17 protein-coding genes and 3 pseudogenes are annotated in these 15,508 nt (G+C 67.4%); 18 read left to right on the forward strand and 2 right to left on the reverse strand.

Going from position 1 to position 15,508, the window contains the following annotated elements:
- The first annotated feature begins 89 nt into the window (after positions 1 to 89).
- Together ACFHVL_RS29355 and ACFHVL_RS29360 are read left to right on the forward strand one after the other, a co-directional pair.
- Complete coding sequence (locus ACFHVL_RS29355) at positions 90 to 512, forward strand: hypothetical protein (protein ID WP_416631770.1); 423 nt, start codon at positions 90 to 92, stop codon at positions 510 to 512.
- Positions 513 to 515: 3 nt separating this feature from the next.
- The gene (locus ACFHVL_RS29360) at positions 516 to 1,523 is read left to right on the forward strand and encodes a HEAT repeat domain-containing protein (RefSeq protein ID WP_416631771.1); all 1,008 of its coding nucleotides are present in this window, start codon (positions 516 to 518) and stop codon (positions 1,521 to 1,523) included.
- Between the two features lie 161 nt (positions 1,524 to 1,684).
- Here the strand turns inward: ACFHVL_RS29360 and ACFHVL_RS29365 are convergent.
- Positions 1,685 to 1,885 (reverse strand): annotated as a pseudogene (locus tag ACFHVL_RS29365) (IS110 family transposase); the annotation flags it as partial.
- Positions 1,886 to 1,983: 98 nt separating this feature from the next.
- Between ACFHVL_RS29365 and ACFHVL_RS29370 the strand changes: the two are divergent.
- The 5 genes and pseudogenes from ACFHVL_RS29370 to ACFHVL_RS29390 all read left to right on the forward strand — a co-directional run.
- Positions 1,984 to 2,124 carry a hypothetical protein gene (locus ACFHVL_RS29370; protein WP_416631772.1) on the forward strand — a complete coding sequence of 47 codons (141 nt, stop codon included), beginning with the start codon at positions 1,984 to 1,986 and terminating at the stop codon, positions 2,122 to 2,124.
- Between the two features lie 15 nt (positions 2,125 to 2,139).
- A complete protein-coding gene (locus ACFHVL_RS29375; protein WP_416631773.1) occupies positions 2,140 to 3,447 on the forward strand; it encodes an IS256 family transposase in 1,308 nt (435 codons plus the stop codon).
- Positions 3,448 to 3,518: 71 nt separating this feature from the next.
- The gene (locus ACFHVL_RS29380; RefSeq protein WP_416631774.1) at positions 3,519 to 3,935 is read left to right on the forward strand and encodes a hypothetical protein; all 417 of its coding nucleotides are present in this window, start codon (positions 3,519 to 3,521) and stop codon (positions 3,933 to 3,935) included.
- A complete protein-coding gene (locus ACFHVL_RS29385) occupies positions 3,932 to 4,225 on the forward strand; it encodes a DUF6262 family protein (RefSeq protein ID WP_416631775.1) in 294 nt (97 codons plus the stop codon). The genes ACFHVL_RS29380 and ACFHVL_RS29385 overlap by 4 nt, the downstream gene beginning before the upstream one ends.
- A 52-nt stretch (positions 4,226 to 4,277) precedes the next feature.
- A pseudogene (locus ACFHVL_RS29390) lies at positions 4,278 to 4,499 on the forward strand (integrase core domain-containing protein); the annotation flags it as partial.
- 40 nt (positions 4,500 to 4,539) lie between these two features.
- Here the strand turns inward: ACFHVL_RS29390 and ACFHVL_RS29395 are convergent.
- A pseudogene (locus ACFHVL_RS29395) lies at positions 4,540 to 4,692 on the reverse strand (transposase); the annotation flags it as partial.
- A 615-nt stretch (positions 4,693 to 5,307) separates the two neighbouring features.
- Between ACFHVL_RS29395 and ACFHVL_RS29400 the strand changes: the two are divergent.
- The 11 genes from ACFHVL_RS29400 to ACFHVL_RS29450 all read left to right on the forward strand — a co-directional run bounded on the left by ACFHVL_RS29400 (position 5,308) and on the right by ACFHVL_RS29450 (position 15,248).
- A complete protein-coding gene (locus ACFHVL_RS29400; RefSeq protein WP_416631776.1) occupies positions 5,308 to 6,147 on the forward strand; it encodes an alpha/beta fold hydrolase in 840 nt (279 codons plus the stop codon).
- Between the two features lie 61 nt (positions 6,148 to 6,208).
- Complete coding sequence (locus ACFHVL_RS29405; protein WP_416631777.1) at positions 6,209 to 6,889, forward strand: GOLPH3/VPS74 family protein; 681 nt, start codon at positions 6,209 to 6,211, stop codon at positions 6,887 to 6,889.
- Positions 6,890 to 7,074: 185 nt separating this feature from the next.
- Entirely contained in the window at positions 7,075 to 7,995 is a 921-nt protein-coding gene (locus ACFHVL_RS29410) for an alpha/beta hydrolase family esterase (RefSeq protein ID WP_416631789.1), read from the forward strand.
- Between the two features lie 865 nt (positions 7,996 to 8,860).
- Entirely contained in the window at positions 8,861 to 9,109 is a 249-nt protein-coding gene (locus ACFHVL_RS29415) for a hypothetical protein (RefSeq protein ID WP_416631778.1), read from the forward strand.
- Positions 9,106 to 10,872, forward strand: coding sequence for an alpha/beta hydrolase (locus tag ACFHVL_RS29420; RefSeq protein WP_416631779.1), 1,767 nt, complete (start codon positions 9,106 to 9,108; stop codon positions 10,870 to 10,872). The genes ACFHVL_RS29415 and ACFHVL_RS29420 overlap by 4 nt, the downstream gene beginning before the upstream one ends.
- Before the next feature lie 115 nt (positions 10,873 to 10,987).
- Positions 10,988 to 11,404: an LLM class flavin-dependent oxidoreductase gene (locus ACFHVL_RS29425; protein WP_416631780.1), complete on the forward strand. Its 417-nt coding sequence runs from the start codon at positions 10,988 to 10,990 to the stop codon at positions 11,402 to 11,404.
- Positions 11,405 to 11,413: 9 nt separating this feature from the next.
- Positions 11,414 to 12,700, forward strand: coding sequence for a glutaminase (locus ACFHVL_RS29430; protein ID WP_416631782.1), 1,287 nt, complete (start codon positions 11,414 to 11,416; stop codon positions 12,698 to 12,700).
- Positions 12,697 to 13,419: a flavodoxin family protein gene (locus ACFHVL_RS29435; protein ID WP_416631783.1), complete on the forward strand. Its 723-nt coding sequence runs from the start codon at positions 12,697 to 12,699 to the stop codon at positions 13,417 to 13,419. The genes ACFHVL_RS29430 and ACFHVL_RS29435 overlap by 4 nt, the downstream gene beginning before the upstream one ends.
- A 48-nt stretch (positions 13,420 to 13,467) precedes the next feature.
- Positions 13,468 to 14,409 (forward strand): DUF5996 family protein, encoded by a 942-nt coding sequence (locus tag ACFHVL_RS29440; protein ID WP_416631785.1) that lies wholly within the window; start codon positions 13,468 to 13,470, stop codon positions 14,407 to 14,409.
- Positions 14,410 to 14,484: 75 nt separating this feature from the next.
- Positions 14,485 to 14,793, forward strand: a complete 309-nt coding sequence (locus tag ACFHVL_RS29445; protein ID WP_416631786.1) for a GNAT family N-acetyltransferase — start codon at positions 14,485 to 14,487, stop codon at positions 14,791 to 14,793.
- A gap of 32 nt (positions 14,794 to 14,825) precedes the next feature.
- Positions 14,826 to 15,248: a (4Fe-4S)-binding protein gene (locus ACFHVL_RS29450; RefSeq protein ID WP_416631788.1), complete on the forward strand. Its 423-nt coding sequence runs from the start codon at positions 14,826 to 14,828 to the stop codon at positions 15,246 to 15,248.
- Positions 15,249 to 15,508 lie beyond the last annotated feature (260 nt).

The raw sequence follows: 15,508 nt of genomic DNA on the forward strand, positions 1-15,508 counted from the left end.
GTCCCATCAGCGACTGGCCACATCCAAACCCCGGACCGTCAACCCCCGAAGGACTTACGAACTGAAGCACTAAGGTCCAGGACAAGAGCGTGTACCCGGCGATCACCAAGGAGCTGCTGCACGACGCGGACGATGAGGTGTCCCGCGCTGCCTGGCGTACCGCCGTCGGTCTGGTCCTGGAGGGTGCGGAGGCCACGCTGGTCGCCGAGCTGGTCACCGAGTTGGGACGCGGTGAGCGGGACGTGAAGCTGAGCCTCAGCCGTGCGCTGGTCGGCCTGGGCGACGTGATCGAGCCCGCCCTCAAGAAGGCGATCGGCAGCGACGATCCGAATGTCAGCGAGCACGCCCGGGCCACCGAGATGCTGCTCAAAGATCCGGAGGTCGGTTTCGACGCGGCCATCGCGGAGGCGAAGCGGACCGTCGCGCTCGGTGCCGGCTGGAGCCAGGGTGACGAGAACGCCCAGGCAGACCAGCCGAAGCTCACCGAGGACGACTTCATCAAGGGGGAGTAGCGCTTGCTGATCGGCGATGTGGCCCGTCGGTCCGGGGTGAGTGTCCGGATGCTCCGGCATTACGACTCCCTCGGGTTGGTTAGCCCGACGGGCCGCACCGTCGGCGGCTACCGCGAGTACTCCGAGGAGGATGCCCGCCGGATCTTCCACGTGGAGAGCCTGCGGTCGCTCGGGTTGTCGCTGAAACAGGTCAGCCGCGCGCTGGAGGATCCCGCCTTCACGCCGGCCGATCTGATCCGCGACCTCATCCGGTGGGCCGAGGACCGGCTGGAACGCGAACAGGAACTACTGGAACGCCTCCGCACGGTGGACGCCTCGGCCCCCACTGGCTGGCAGGGCGTGCTGCGCATCGTCGAACTCATGCACGGCCTTAACTCTGCCAGCCCCGCCTCCCGCCAGCAGTCGGTGCTTGCCCCCACTGAGGACGTTCGGGTGCCCACCGAACTGCTGGCCGGCGCGGTTCTGGCCGAATCTGACCCGAACGTGGCCGGCGCGCTGCGCTGGGCGCTGGCCCGTACCGGCAGTGGCGGCGTGGCCAGCGTGACCGCCGGGATGTACTCGGACAACCCCGCTGTCCGCCGCCGTGCCGTCCAAGCGATCGCCGAGTTTCCCGGCGACGAGCCGATCGCGCTGCTCGCCGACGCGCTCGGCGACAACGACCCCGCGGTACGCCGGCACGCCGCACTGGCCCTGGGTACCCGCGGCGTGGCAGCCGCAGTGCCGATCCTGGTCGGCATGGTGGTCGAGGGCAGCAACGACGTAGAGGCGGCCGAGCTGCTTGGCGCGTTCTCCGCGAAACCCGGCAACGCCGGCCCGATCCTGCGCGCGCTGAGCGACGAACTCGCCGCCCACGCCGGCGATTCAGCGGTACGGGTCCGCCTGACCCAGGCCGTCCTCGAGTTGCCCGCAACCGTAGGCCGGGACGTGTTGCGACGGCTGGCGGCCGACGACGATCGCGCGGTGGCCCTGTTCGCGTCCGCGTTCCTGGAGCGCGGCCTCCGCTCTGGGTAGGGGATAGCCTCGGACCCGGTCTACGTTGCGGTTGGTGCTGGCCATGATCAGTGACATGTCGGTCAGGACCGTTGCGTGTTGTCGGCGGAGCGGTATCCCACCGGAACGGGCGGCCAGTGGCTTCCTGCCTCGGTACCCGGGGGGTGTCCCTATGGGTTGTGTCAAGCGGCGAGGCGGGGTTCGTCCGCCGACTTGGGCTGGTATGGCCGTTGGGTGCGGAGCATGGCGTGGAGGACGTCGACGCGGCGGCGGGCGAGGCAGATGAGGGCGGCGTTGTGCTTCTTGCCCTCAGCGCGTTTGCGGTCGTAGTAGGCGCGGCTGAGCGGGTCAGCGAGAGCGGCGAACGCGGACAGGAAGACTGATGGCGCTACGGGCCTGTAGGGAGATCTGTGTAACGGATGTCAGTAGAAGTCCGTTATGACCGGTGGGTAGCCGGTCGACACAGTGAGGACCAGTTTCGATGACACTCTCAACGGTGGAGCAGTACGACCCCGGCGTCGATGCCGACGCGGAGGTCGCGGCGTTGACGCGGCGGATCGCCGCTGACGGTCCGCGGCTGCCTCTGGCGGCGGCGGTGCCGGACGAGGCGGCGGCGCGTTAGGCGGCCCGCCGGGCGGTGGCGGATCTGATCGACAAGCAGGCCCTGGACGCGTTGCTGGCCCAGGTCAAGGGTGACGGGTTGCGGCTTACCGGGCCGGGCGGGTTCCTGTCCGAGCTGGTGCGCGCCGTTCTGGAACGGGGGCTGCAGGCCGAGTTGACCGAGCATCTGGGCTACGCCCGTCGTGACGCGTCGGGTAACGGCTCGGGCAACTCGCGTAACGGGTCGACCGCGAAGACGGTGCAGACCGAGATCGGCCCGGTCGATGTGAAGGTGCCCCGGGACCGGGCGGGCACGTTCACCCCGATGCTGGTGCCGAGGAACGCCCGCCGGCTCGGTGGCCTGTCGGACGTGATCATCAGCCTGTACGCGGGTGGGATGACGGTCCGCGACATCTGTCACCACCTGCAGCGGGTCTACGGCACCGAGGTGTCCCCCGACACGGTCTCCACCATCACCGACGAGGTCCTGGAGGAGGTGAAGGCGTGGCAGCACCGGCCGTTGGACGAGGTGTACCCGATCGTCTACGTCGACGCGTTGATGGTGAAGGTCCGCGACGGCGCCCAGGTCCGTAACAAGGCCTGCTACCTCGTCGTCGGGGTCAACACCGACGGGGTCAAGCACGTCCTCGGTATCTGGGTGCAGCAGACCGAGGGGGCGAAGTTCTGGATGCAGGTCTGCACCGAGCTGCGTAACCGTGGCGTGCGTGATGTGCTGATCGCCTGCTGCGACGGGTTGACCGGTCTGCCCGAGGCGATCGAGGCGGTGTGGCCGCACACCACCGTGCAGACCTGTGTGGTGCATCTGATCCGGGCCGCGACGAAGTTCGTGTCCTACAAGGACCGACGGGCGATGGCCGCCGCGTTGAAGGACATCTACACCGCTCCGACGGTGGAGGCGGCCGAGACCGCGATGCTCGGCTTCGCCGACAGCCCGCTCGGCCGGCGGTACCCGGCCGCGGCCGCGGTCGCGGTCTGGGAACGGGCGTGGGAACGGTTCACCCCGTTCCTGGCGTTCCCGCCCGAGGTCCGCCGGATCATCTACACCACCAACGCGATCGAGAGCTTCAACTACCAGATCCGGAAGATCATCAAGAACCGTGGGCATTTCCCCACCGACGACGCCGTGATCAAGCTGATCTGGCTCGCGATCGCCGACATCGAGGACAAACGCGCCCGGCAACGCGCCGCCGAGGCCGGTAGACCCGCGAACTCCCGCACCGCGCCGCCACGGCTGGTCGAAGGCGCCGGCGTGCACGGCTGGAAACAGGCCCTCAACGCGTTGGACCTGTTCTTCCCGAACCGTATCCCCATCGATGCCCGATAGTTAGACAGAATAGGGCGTTACACAGAAATCCGGACAGGCTCGTCGCTCTACTCGGCCACGTCTCCGCCGAGATGAGCCTGCGCTACGGGCGGCTGTTCGACACCACGATCCGCGACGAATACGAACGCGCGCTCACCCTGGCGAAGGAACATGCCGGCATCCCCAGGAACCCGACGACGAGCCTGCCGCTGACAGACATCACCCGCGGCGCGGACTGGAAGACGACACCCCTGATCAAGTCCCGGCTGGCCGGCGGGTTCTGCCTACGGGCACCCGCCCAAGGCGCCTGCACCTACGCCAACATCTGCGAACACTGCCCGAGCTTCCACTCCGACGCCAGCTCACTCGCCATCCTCACCGCTCAACGCGTCGACGCGGACGCCCTCGCCCAGGACGCCGAGCAACGCGGCTGGATCACCGAGGCCGCACGCCACCACAAACTCATCGCCCGGCTGGACACCCTCATCGAACAGGCACGAGCCGGATGAACACCGCGATCACGAAGGTCGAACAGGCCTGCGCCGAACTCATTGCCGACCAGCAGCCGATCACCTTCACGCAGGTCGCCGCACGCACCGGCCTCGGCCGCACGACGCTCTACCGCAACCCGTCACTACGCGCCCTCATCGAGGAACACCGCCACAGTGCCGCGCAAGCGGGAACCCTCAGCGGCCTCGCCGACGACATCACAGCCCTGCAAACCGCCGTCGAAGCCATCGCCGGCCGCGTCCGCCGCCACGAAGAACAGCTACGCCAGATCACCAGACGAGGACACTGACCCGAAACCTTAACCGGCCAAACACGGAGCAACAGGCCAATTAGCCGGTTAATGCTGGGACAACGCCGTGGCGGAGTCGTTCTTCGCCACGATCAAGACCGAACTGCTCGACCGGAGGGCGTGGCCGACCCGGGCCGCTGCCCGTGCGGCGATCTTCGAGTGGATCGAGGGGTGGTACAACACCCGCCGCCGTCATTCCACCCTGGACTACATGAGTCCGGCCGAGTATGAGGCGACGGCTTATTCCCGCAGGCCAGCGAGCAAGGTAGCGTGAGATCAACTTACCGACCCTGTTCGTCAAACCGGGTCAACCCCAGTCGGCGGTTCTCCCGCCGCAGCCGCGCCAGCTCGTCGCGCTCGTCGCTGGTCAACCCGTCCGACCGGATGCCGGCGTCGATGTCGGCCTGCCTGACCCACTCACGGACCGCGGTCTCGGCCAGGTCGAAGTCCCTCGCGATCTGCGCCACCGATCGGTCACCCCGCCGGCACACCTCGACAATTCCGCCTTGAACTCCGGCGTGAACGCTCTGCGCGGCCGGCGTGGTTTCTTGCCCATGCCTTCCATGATGAACATCCTCCCGAGGAGCACACAGCCCCCTGAGCTGGGATGTCCGTCGAACCGGGTCAGGCCCAGACGCGGAGCGTCCTTGCTCCTGACGCGTACCACATCCACGATGCCGCGTCGCGCACATGGGCGGACTGATGATTCGGATGCCGCGGGTCGAGTTCGGCTTCGAGCACGCGGCGGCGCGCTGGCGGTAACAGCTAAGGGGCTCATACCGATGCGAAGGTGCCGACGGTGGCGGGAGCCTGAGGTCAAGACGAGAGGGACCGCGATGTCAGCCAGACCCGTCATACCAGCTGTCCGGGGCTGGCCGCCGCACTGACCCGGACAGGGCGACGTCTTCCGCGCCGTGCTGATCATTAGCTTGATCAGGCCCGTGGCGGCCTGGTGGCGGTGGCGATCGTGTCGGCCGCGCGGATGTTTCGCTGGGAGCCTCGTTGACAAGTGCCGCGCCACGACAACGACGTCCAGCGCGGGACGCCACTACGAAGTACGCGACATACAGGAGGAAGCAATCATGGGTTTCATCACCGTCGGGAACGAGAACAGCACCACAATCGAGCTGTACTACGAGGATCAGGGCGCAGGTCGGCCGGTTGTCCTCATTCACGGGTATCCGTTGAACGGCCACAGCTGGGAGCTTCAGACGCGCGAGCTACTCGCTGCCGGGCATCGAGTGATCACCTACGACCGCCGCGGCTTCGGGCGCTCCTCGAAGGTTGGATCCGGCTACGACTACGACACCTTCGCCGCTGACCTGAACACCGTGCTGGAGACGCTGGACCTGAGCGACGTCGTCCTGGTCGGCTTCTCGATGGGCACCGGTGAACTGGCCCGCTACGTCTCGCGGTACGGCCACCAGCGGGTCGCGAAGCTCGCGTTCCTCGCCTCACTCGAACCGTTCCTGGTCGCCCGTGACGACAACCCACAGGGCCTGCCGCAGAAGGTCTTCGACGGGATCGAGGCCGCAGCGAAAGGTGACCGCTACGCCTGGTACACGCAGTTCTTCTCGGACTTCTACAACCTCGACGAGAACCTCGGCAGCCGGATCAGCCAGGAGGCGGTCACCGGGAGCTGGAACGTAGCCGTCACCAGCGCGCCGGTGGCGGCTTACGCCGTCGTGTCTTCCTGGATCGAGGACTTTCGCGAAGACGTCGAGGCGGTCCGCGCCAGCGGCAAACCGGCTCTGATCCTGCACGGTACCGCCGACAACATCCTCCCCATCGACGCCACCGCCCGGCGTTTCCGCCGGGCACTTCCTGACGCCGAGTACGTCGAGATCGAAGGCGCCCCACACGGGCTGCTCTGGACCCACGCCGAGGAGGTCAACGGCGTCCTGCGCACCTTTCTCGGCTGAGCTCACGGCGAGTGACAAGGCACAAGAGGACGGGAAGGGAACACCTATGGGCGAGAAGCCGATGTCGGCACGGACCGACCTACTGATCGTCGACGACCTCATGCTGCTCTTGATGGACGACGACGGCGCATCCATCCAGGCGGCGGGCACCCTGGACTACACGCTCGGCGGGGCGGTGCTCACCGAGCTCGCGCTGCTCAATCGGATCCAAACCGACGACTCCGGGGGGTTGAACGGCCCACGGGTCACTACGGCGGGCGACGGTCCGTTGCCTGGCCCGCTGCTGCAGTCGGCCTACGACACCATCGCCGAGAAGACTCAGCGGGTGCAGCCGCTGCTCGTCACGCTCGGCGCCGACCTGTGGCGGGTGGTGGTCGACCGGCTCGTGGCCCGCGGCCTGCTGCGTCGTGAGGAGACGCGGGTGTTGCGCGTGTTCCGCACCACCAGGTGGCCTGCGGGCGACGGGACACACGAGCCGCGGCTGCGAGCACGGATTCGCGGGATCCTGGAGGCCGGCGAAGGTCCCGATCCCCGTACCGCGGCGATCATCGGGCTGCTCTTCGCCAGCGGTGCTATGCCCTCGCTGCGGCCCCCGTTGCCCTGGACGTCGACGACGGTGACCCTGGCCGGCGAGATCGCACGCGGCCATTGGGGACCCAAGGCGGTCGCCGCCGCGGTGACTCGCACCGCAGCGGCGATCGTAGCCGCCAGCACCGCCAGCGTGGCCACTACCACCAGGTGAGCGCCGACCGGCGAAAGGAACACTCAATGACCGCACCGAACCAGGCGCTCGAGTCCGATCAGCCGCGGTCCGACTGGTCTCGTCGGCGGCGCCGGTTGCCCTGGATTGCCTCCGCCGTCGTGCTGGTGCTCGTTGCCGCGATCGTTGTCGGTGCTGCGATCTTCCAGTTTGGCTTGCCATGGTGGATGGGGGAGGGAGACCGCAATCACAAGTACGAAAGCGACGTCGGCTCCCAGCGCTACCAGGTTCACCTGCCGCCACAGCACGACGGCACGACCCGGTTGCCGGTGATCATGGCGCTTCATGGGTGCGGAATGTCAGGGTACGGGTGGAACTCGATGAAGTTCACGACGCAGTTCAACGATCTGGCCGACCGCGAGGGCTTTATCGCTGTCTATCCGACGCAGCGCATGTTCCGCAGCGCGATCAACTGCTGGAACTCGGGTGACCCGCGGGAACAGCACCGCTACGACGGAGAACCCGCGCTGCTCGCAGGCGTGGCCCGGCAGGTGGTCGAGGATTACAACGCGGATCCGGACCACGTGCACGTCGCCGGCGCGTCGTCCGGTGCGGGGGCAGCCGTCATCCTCGCGGCGACCTACCCTGACGTCTTCGCGACCGCGACGTCGGTCGCCGGTGGCGAGTATGGGCTCAACCAGGTGGACCCGGACGACCCCGGTGCCACCCCGCCGGACTACACCGCACGTCAGGCGTGGTCCCAGATGGGTGACCGGGCGCGGCAGGTGCCGCTGCTCGTCATCCAGGGCGAGGAGGATGACGTCGTCCCACCAATCGTCGCGACTCGCCTCGTCGAGCACTGGACCGCGGTGAGCGACCTAGTCGACGACGGTCTGCTCAACGAGAGTTTGGACCTGGTCGAAGAGACGACGACGGTGCCTGCGGAACCGGGTAGGCATGCGTACACGCAAACCACCATCTCCACGCCGGACGGCACGTCTGTCGTCGAGTCGTACCTCGTCCACGATATGGGGCACCTCTGGCCAGGCCCTGCCGGCGACGGCCTCTTCGCTGATCGCGCCGGCCCGGACGCCAGCGCCATCGTCTGGGACTTCGCCCGACGCCACCCGAGAGGATCGCCAGCGTAGGTACCATGACCTGCCAGCCGCCGTCGCGTCGGCTACCCAAGCGGCGCGGAGTGCTGACATGATCTTCGGCCTGGTGCTGGCGGTGTGAAGTACGCGCGTGAGCACGCTGTGACGCGGCCGGCCTGTGGCGATCTGGAGCGTGCGGGCCGGTCGCGGCAGGTCTGGCCTCGGCAGCGGCGCACGATTCTGGATGCAGGTCCTCTAAGGACTGGACTGTCGACCAGGGCTGGGTCCTCGCCGCGAACATCGCCACCCACGCCCGCCGCACGATCCTGTCCATCCCCGACACCTGGCCCTGGGTCGAAGCGTTCACCCTCTGCTGGCAACGCCTCAGCCTCATACCCCCACCCACCTGACCCCCGAACACCGGCCCCTACCTGCAGAAAGACGCCACCGGTGCCAGGAGGACCGGCGCACCCGCAGCGACACGCGGCGAACTGACTTCTACCCCGAGCGGAAAACGGTCAGTCGATCCGGACTACCAGGGATCAACATTCTCTGACGGATTGAGCTAGGAGGTCAGTCAGTTTCACTCCCACCCGAGGTCGGAATGAGGTCCGACAGGGGCGGAGTAGGTAGTTGTCACCGATGGGAATCGTCGTTGTTCCTGACCTCGGCCGCCGCGACAAGGCCGTGATCTCCACGCGGAGCGGTTGATGAAACGGATGCCGTAGGTCGAGACAGGCCCGAGCCCGCGGCTTCCATCACTGGTCAACCGCGTGCCGCTGCCGAGCCGGCTTGCTCGCGCCGCCCGCGACCAGCTCGCTTGCGACGCAGCGCGCTGCGGGTGAGAGCTAAGGCGTTTATACCGACGCGAACGCGCTGCCGATGACGGAAGTCTTGTGCCGAGACGAGAGGAGCCACGATGCCCGTCAGCCCAGTCATCGAAGTCGCCCAACTGCACGTCACCTACGGCAAGTTCTACCCCGTCGAGGAGATTTCGACCCAGGTCGCGCGCCGGGAGCCCTACGCACTCTTCGGCAAGGGCCCCACGGCCCAGCGCTCGGTGCGTCCCAGGATGGGGATGCTGCGGCAGGAGAGCGGGTTCGCAGCCGACCTCACCGTCGCGGGTGTGTCAGGAAACGACCGTCGACAGTCGAGGACCGAGGTATGAAGCTGCGTCGAAGCGTGGCCGTCGCCGTCGTCACCGGGATCGCCGCGTCTCTGGCGGTGGCACCGGCACAGGCCGGTGGTCCGGCGACGCGGGTGGAGTGGGGCGCGTGCCCCGAGGAGGTCGCGGTCGTCTCGCCCACGTTGCAGTGCGCGAGAGTGCCGGTGCCGTTGGACTACCGCGATCCCGACGGTGTCACGATCGACATTACGGTGTCGCGGATCGTTAGTGCGAAACCGGCTCAGCGCCGTGGCATCCTCCTGCTCAACCCGGGTGGTCCGGGCGCCTCGGGACTGACGATGCCGGCGGATCTGGTCGGGTTGGGCCTGCCGAGCAGCGTGTCGGAGCGCTACGACCTGATCGGCATGGACCCTCGTGGGGTCGGACGTTCGGCACCAGTGAGCTGTGGTTTCACCGGCGAGCTGGACTATTTCAGCAACGTTCCGCCGTACGCGGTCGACGACGCGGCGGTCATCGAGCGGGCGAGGACCGCGCGGGCGGCCGCCGAATTGTGTGCGGCCAACGACACCGAGGGTCGACTGCGGCACATCACGACCGCGAACACGGCCCGTGACCTGGACACGATCCGTGCCGCCCTCGGCGAGGCGACGGCTAGCTTCTACGGTGCGTCGTACGGGTCGGCCCTGGGGGCTGCGTACGCGTCGATGTTCCCGGACACCACCGACCGCATCGTGGTCGACAGCAACCTCGGTGACACCCACCTCGACTATGCCGCGATGCGCCGGTTCGGACTGGGTGTGGAACAGACGTTCCCGGACTTCGCCGCGTGGGCGGCGGCCAGGCACGGCTCCTACGGCCTGGGCCGTACCCCGGAGCAGGTGCGCCGGACCTACTTCCGGCTCGCCGAGCGGCTGGACAAGGCTCCGGTGGGCTTCGTCACCGGGGCGGTCTTCCGGTTCACCACCTTCGCGGCGCTCTACGGGAAGGCCAACTATCCGGCACTGGCACAGGACTGGCTGTCGCTGCTCCGCGCCGACGACGCGGCGGTAGCCGGGTCGGGCGACGGTGCCGCGACGGCACCGGAGTTGTTGCCCTGGGACAACTTCCTGTCGGCGTACCTAGCCGTGACCTGCAACGACGTCAACTGGCCCGAGGACGTCAACACCTACCGACGCGCGGTCGCCGAGGACCGCAAGAGATACCCGATGTTCGGCGCGGCCAGCGCGAACATCACCCCCTGTGCGTACTGGGCGTACGAGCCGTCTGAGCCACCGGTGCGGATCAACGACCGGGGGCCGCGCAATGTGCTGATCGTGCAGAACCTGCGCGACCCGGGCACGCCGCACCGAGGCGGCGAGCTACTTCGAGAAAAGTTCGCCAAGCGCTCCCGGCTGGTCAGCGTCGACGGCAGCGGACACGGCGTCTACGTGTGGGGCGACAACGCGTGCGCGCTGAACGTGACCACGGCGTACCTGGTTGACGGCACGATGCCAAGGGACACCTTCTGTGGCCCGGCGACCCGCAGGCTCGACGCCGACGCCGCCCAGCGGCGCGCCGACACCCTCGATCAGCTGCACCGCCGAAACGCCGCCACCTCCGGCGAAAACGCGATCAACGAGCCCGCCCTGCCGGCAACCTTGCGGAAGATGCTGCCTTCTGCCCATGCCTTGGCAGCAAGTTCGGGGAAGCTGCTGTCTCGGGTCGCGCGAGGTTCCTCCGGTGGCCGCTGTCATCCCGGCGACGGCCGGGAAACATCCGGCGGGGTTGTCGTGGGTGGCGTGTCCACCGGACGTGCCTGGCCGTGACCGACGAGAACGTGGAAACGGTGTCTACGTGCCCGGCGGCAACGCCTGCGCGCTGAACATCACCACGTCTCCACTAGATGCCGGAGATGGCCGAGGCATGAAGGAGTCACCCACGATGGATGCATCGCAGGTCGAGGACGGTATCGACAGTTTCGGAGACCGGCCCCGTGATGGCCGGGGGGAGATCGTCTCGCACGCGCAGGCGATCCGCGCGGCAGTGGCCGAGGCGGTGCTGGCCGACCAGATCGGCATCGAAGTGGTCGCACTGGGTGAGCGCCACCGGCCGGAGTACGCGATCTCCAGCCCGGAGTCGGTGCTCGCCGGCATCGCGACCGTCACGGAGCGCATCCGGCTTGCGTCGGGCGTGACGGTGCTGTCCTCGGATGATCCGGTGCGGGTGTTCCAGCGCTTTGCCACGGTCGATGCGCTCTATCCGGAGCGAATGTCGAGGCCGCCGAGCTGCGAGCACTCACCGCAGCCTGGCAGGCTGCCAGTGCGCGAGGCCCTGCGGACAGCCTCCGCGAGAACCTGAGGAGGACAGATGCGGTCAGTCGTTCCCGACTATCTGCTTGACGTACTCGGAGAAGTCGAATCGGACACCTCCGGGGAGCCGGCGGGGTACATCCCTGAGCTCGCGGCGGCTGATCCTGAGCGTCTGGCAGCAGTCTTCGCCACGGTCGACGGCACCGTCCACGGTGCCGGCGACGTCGACGTCGCGTTCACGATCCAGTCGATCTCGAAACCCTTTGTGTACGCGATGGCGCTCTCGGATCGCGGCTATGATCGAGTGCTCGCCAAGGTCGGGGTCGAGCCGTCTGGCGAGGCGTTCAACGAGATCTCCCTGGAGAACGACACGGGGCGCCCCCGCAATCCGATGATCAACGCCGGCGCGATCACCGCTCACTCACTCACCGGTCCGGAGAACGTGAAGCCCGTCGAGCGGGTCGACCGCGTGGTTCAGGGTCTTTCGGCGTTCGCGGGCCGCCAGCTGACAGTCGACGAGACGGTGTGCGCATCCGAGATGGAGAACGCGCACCGCAACCTCGCCATCGCGCACATGCTCCGCAGCCATGGCATCCTCACCGAGGACCCAAGGGCTGTCGTGGATGGATACATCCGTCAGTGCTCGGTGCTCGTGACCACACGGGATCTGGCGATGATGGCGGCGACGCTGGCCAACCGCGGGGTGAATCCCCTGTCGGACGAGCAGGTGGTGGACGGGGCGGTGGTGCGTCAGGTCCTGAGCGTCATGGCCACCTGCGGGATGTATGACGCCGCCGGCGACTGGGCCACGCAGGTCGGAATTCCGGCGAAGAGTGGTGTGGCTGGGGGACTGATCGGGGCGCTCCCGGGTCAGCTCGGCATTGCCACCTTCTCGCCACGACTGGACAGGCACGGGAACAGTGTTCGCGGAGTGTCGCTGTTCGAGCGGTTCTCGGCCGACATGGGGCTGCATGTGATGGAGGTCCCGCCCGCAGCGCGCGCCGTCGTGCGTTCCAATCGGGTACGGGGTGACGGAGCGGACGCGACCCGCATCGTCCGGCTGCAGGGCGGAATCCGCTTCGCGGGAGCCGAGCGGATCGTGCGCGAGGTCGTGCGGAGTGCGCCTTCGGAGCCCCGAGTGGTTCTCGACGTCTCCCTGGTGCACTCCATCGACGACGTGTCCCGACGGATGCTCCTGGAGGTCGCGCGTCGGCTCAGCCTGGACGGTCACGAGGTCTATCTCGTGGATCCGGAGATGATGATCCCGGACCCTGACCCCGGCGACGGTGTCCGGCTCGCGGTCATCGATGTCATTGATCACTTGCGACCAGGAAGGACACCATGACCGCGACGATCGAGAAGCCCGACTTCACCGGGCTGCGCGCGATGTACATCAACTGCACCCTCAACCGTTCCCCCTGCCGGAGCCACACCCAAGGAGTGGTCGATCGGAGTGTGGCGATCATGGAGGCGAACGGGGTCAGCGTGGACCAGATTCGCGCCGTCGACCACGACATCGCCACGGGCGTGCGACCGGACATGACCGGGTACGGGTGGGACACCGACGAATGGCCCGCGTTGCTGACCCGGGTGCTGGCAGCCGACATCCTGGTCATCGCCGGTCCGATCTGGCTCGGCGACAACAGTTCGGTGACCCGTCGGGTGATCGAGCGGCTCTACGGCTACTCCGGTGTACTCAATGAGCAGGGCCAGTACGCCTACTACGGGCGGGTCGGTGGCTGCCTGCTCACCGGCAACGAGGACGGCCTGAAGCACTGCGCGATGAATGTCCTCTACAGCCTGCAGCACATTGGCTTCACTGTCCCGCCGCAGGCCGACGCGGGCTGGCTCGGTGAGGTCGGCCCTGGTCCGTCCTACCTCGACGAGGGTTCTGGCGGGCCGGAGAACGACTTCACCAACCGCAATACCGCGTTCATGACCTACAACCTGTTGCACCTCGCGTCGATGATCCGTCGTGCCGGTGGGTTCCCGGCCTACGGCAACCAGCGCACTGCCTGGGACGCAGGAGTTTATCCGGACGCCGCCAACCCCGAGTACCGCTGACCCGACGACCGTCACCCTCTCGTGACAGCGCCAAGGATGTGAGTAGCGATGACAAGCCCGGCAACGATGAGCTGGCCGAGCCTGCGGGTCTCGGACTGGACCGCCACCCGCGACACTCTGCACATGTGGACCCAGATCGTGGGCAAGATCCGCATGGCGCACGCTCCGTTGGTCAATCACTGGTGGCAGGTGACCCTGTACGTGGGCCCGCGCGGGCTGACGACGTCCGCCATCCCGTACCGCACGGGGGCCTTTGAGATCGAGTTCGACTTCCTGGGTCATCGGCTCGACGTCCGTACCAGTGATGGTGGCGTGCGGAGTCTTCCGCTCCGACCGATGCCGGTCGCCGAGTTCTACTTGCGGGTCATGGCCATGCTCGACGAGCTCGGGATCGAGGCGCCGATCCGGCCGCATCCCAACGAAGTCGATCCGGCGACCCCGTTCGCTGAGGACCACCACCACGCCTCCTACGACGGCGAGGCCGCCGCCCTGTTCTGGCGGCAGCTGTTGCAGGCGAACCGGGTGGTCGGCGAGTTCCGATCACACTTCGTCGGCAAGGTCAGCCCGGTGCACTTCTTCTGGGGCGGGATGGACCTCGCCTGCACCCGCTTCTCCGGCCGGTCGGCCCCGCCGCACCCCGGCGGAGTGCCCAACTGCGGAGACTGGGTCATGGTCGAGGGCTACTCCCGGGAGCTGTCCAGCTGCGGGTTCTGGCCCGGCGGCGGTGAGGAAGGCGCCTTCTACTCGTACGCCTATCCCGCACCCGACGGGTTCGCCGAGCAGCCGATTGGTCCCGACGGCGCGTACTTCAGCACCGAGTTCCAGCAGTTCCTGCTGCCGTACGAGGCTGCCCGCGCCGCACCGGATCCGGACCGCGCGGTCGCTGAGTTCCTCCGCACCACCTACGAGGCCGCTGCGGACCTCGGGCAGTGGGACCGCTCCGCGCTGGAGGACGACCCGTTTCGCTGGCACCAAACCCCTGCTCGGTGATGACCAACGATGTGACCGCACGATCGCGTTACCGCCGGTCGGCCCGTAGCGGAGATGCCAACTGATGGAGGACACATGGTAGTTGATGTGAAGGACGTCCCCGATGCCAAGCGGTACGAGGCTCGGGTCGGGGAAGAGCCCAAGGTCGCAGGTATCGCGCAGTACATCCGTACCCATGAACTCATCGCGTTCGTGCACACCGAGGTCTCGCCGGAGTACGAGGGCAGGGGAGTTAGGGCTGCCCTGGCCCGCGCCGGCCTCGACGAGGCCCGCGCCGCGAATCTGCTGGTCCTGCCCACCTGTCCATTCTTCGCGCGGTGGATCGCCCGGCACCCCGAGTACGAGGACCTGGTGTACCAGTCCCGCAGCACGGTCAGCGACTGAACGGCAGGGAACGGCAACGATGGAGAGTCGGTATGAGCAGCGGAACCGCGAAGAAGGCGTACGAGGGTCAGTCGATCACTGTGACCTTTGAGGCCAGGCGTTGCCTGCACGCCGCCGAGTGCGTCCGCGGCTTGCCGGAGGTCTTCGACCCGGGCCGGCGCCCGTGGATCCGACCCGACGGTGCCGAGGCCGAGCTCCTGGCCGAAGTGGTCCGGCGCTGTCCCTCTGGAGCGTTGCAGTACGAACTCGCCGTCGGCGGGGCGGAGAACCCTGATCGGCCTACGCGGATCACGCGCAACTCCACCGGACAGTTGGCTGTGCGAGGCGAGTTGAGAGTAGACACACCGCAGGGCGTGCGCGCTGAGACAAGGGCAGTCCTGTGTGGTTGCGGGCAGAGTCGCTCGCAGCCGTACTGCGATCACACCGGGCCTTGCGGTCAGACACCGCTTGGCTGACCCGACACCCGGCCTGTCGATTCCCAGGATGAGCCAAGGGGCGAGTAGATGGTCCGCATAGTGCCCACCGCCCGGCTGAAGATGGAAGGACGTCATGACTGAGCAGGTGATCGGTAGACGTTTCCGGTTCAACCTGGGTGAACTGAAGGTCCGGTTCACCTTCGATTCGCAGACACAGGGTATCTTCGTCAGAGCCAAAGCAAAGTCGGTTAGTCACTAATTGACTGCTTTGAGTAGTGCCGGGATGAGCATTTTGTCAG

Source organism: Micromonospora sp. LOL_023 (assembly GCF_048060115.1).
Classification (GTDB): Bacteria; Actinomycetota; Actinomycetes; order Mycobacteriales; family Micromonosporaceae; genus Micromonospora_E.